General features: G+C 64.0%; 1 protein-coding gene and 1 pseudogene. Both read right to left on the minus strand.

What is annotated here, in order from left to right:
• Positions 1 to 428: pseudogene (locus CEK65_RS20785) on the minus strand (flagellin); the annotation flags it as partial.
• 830 nt (positions 429 to 1,258) lie between these two features.
• Positions 1,259 to 1,757, minus strand: a 499-nt coding sequence (locus tag CEK65_RS20790) for a flagellin (RefSeq protein WP_152182858.1), incomplete at its 5' end; no start/stop codon positions are given.

The following is a 1,757-nucleotide window of genomic DNA, read 5'->3' on the forward strand; positions in this document are numbered from 1 at the left end:
GGTAGGGGGCCGCCCGACAGCTTGGTGCCTTTGAGTTTGGTCGGGCTGTAGACGCGTTCGATTTCCGAGGCCAGCTGCTTGACTTCCGAGTTCAGCGCGCCGCGGTCGGTGGTGGAGTTGGTCGCATTGGCCGACTGCACCGCCAGTTCGCGGATACGCTGCAGGTTGTTGCCGATTTCGACCATCGCGCCTTCGGCGGTCTGCGCCAGCGAGATGCCGTCGTTGGCGTTGCGCGAGGCCACGTCCAGGCCGCGGATCTGGGTGGTGAAGCGCTCGGAGATCGCCAGACCGGCCGCGTCGTCCTTGGCGCTGTTGATGCGCAGGCCCGAGGACAGGCGCTGGATCGTCGTCGCCAGGCTGGCGCTGGTGGTGTTGAGGTTCCGCTGAGCGTTCAGCGACATTACGTTGGTATTGATGACCTGTGCCATTTTGATATCTCCTCTAAGCGATTTGTCCGGCAACCCGTTGGTGCCTGGAGCCTCCGCAGGGGGCCATCAATTGGCCAGTGCCGCTGCTGGTATAAGTAACGGCAGTCGGTGCGCAACCTTTAGGGATTTACTGCCGAAAATTTGGCGTTTCGGCGATTTGCGTGACACCAGAAACGCGGCGAAATGCTTGTTTCGGCCGCGCTTCGTCAAACTTTAGGCGTCTTGCACAAGTCGGGGAAAGAGCGGCCTGGATCGCGCCGAGGGCGATGCGCGCGATGCTCTCGATCGTGTGTCGCGTCGACGACGCGAAGGCTTGACCTACCGGTACGCAGCGCATCGCGACGCGACGGCTTGGCCATCTCTCCCTCTACCTGTCTGATCGCCTTACGGCCGTCCATGGCGATGAAGTAGAAGGAGCGTCGGTTGTCCGGCGATGTAGGCAATGCCAGCGCGCTTTCAGGTCGTGCACTGCGTTGATGACGCATGACAGGCGATCTTGAAGTGCGGCCACGGTCATCGCCAACTGCTGACCGCCATCCAGCCCACTGGTCACGTGTCGCGCGACAGCGCAGGCGGTCGGTGGTCATGGCTGTCTCCCGTCGATCCCGCATAACGGGTCGCATGCACGGGATCGCCGCGAATAGCATGGCCACGCCGTCAGCTGGCCGTCGTCCTGCCAGTCATGGCAGCGCTCGCCTTCGGCGTCGAGGACCGGCAACGCGCGGAGATGGCGCTTCCTCCGGGATGCGACGGCCCGTCGCGGGAAGAGGAAACAAAAAAAGGCCCCTCCTTGCGGAGGGGCCCCTTGGTGTGTTGCGGTGCGTCCGTGCTTAGCCCTGGAGCAGGCTCAGCACGCTCTGCGGCGCCTGCTTGGCCTGGGCCAGCATGGCGGTGCCGGCCTGCTGCAGGATCTGCGTGCGGGTCAGCTCGGCGGTTTCCTTGGCGTAGTCGGTGTCGCGGATGCGGCTGCGCGAGGCCGACAGGTTCTCCGAGGTGGAGCTCAGGTTGGCGATGGTGGAAGTGAAGCGGTTCTGGATCGCACCCATGTCCGCACGCGAGGAGTTCACCGAGGTCAGCGCGTTGTCGATGATGCTCAGCGCCTTCTGCGCGCCCTGGAAGGTCGAGATGTCCACGTCCTTCAGGAAGTTGGTGGTACCCGCGGCGGCAGTGGCAGTGGCGGCGATGCCGCTCTGGTCGAAGGTGATGCCGGTGGCACCGGTGGCGCTGCCCGCGGTGAACGAGAAGTCCTGGCCGCCCTTGACCGATTCCAGCTTCAGCTTGTTGCTGCTGTCCACCGAGGCGTACACGCCGGTCTGGGCCAAATTTTTT

Origin of the sequence: Xanthomonas sp. LMG 12459 (genome assembly GCF_009192905.1) — a bacterium.
Lineage (GTDB): Bacteria > Pseudomonadota > Gammaproteobacteria > Xanthomonadales > Xanthomonadaceae > Xanthomonas_A > Xanthomonas_A sontii.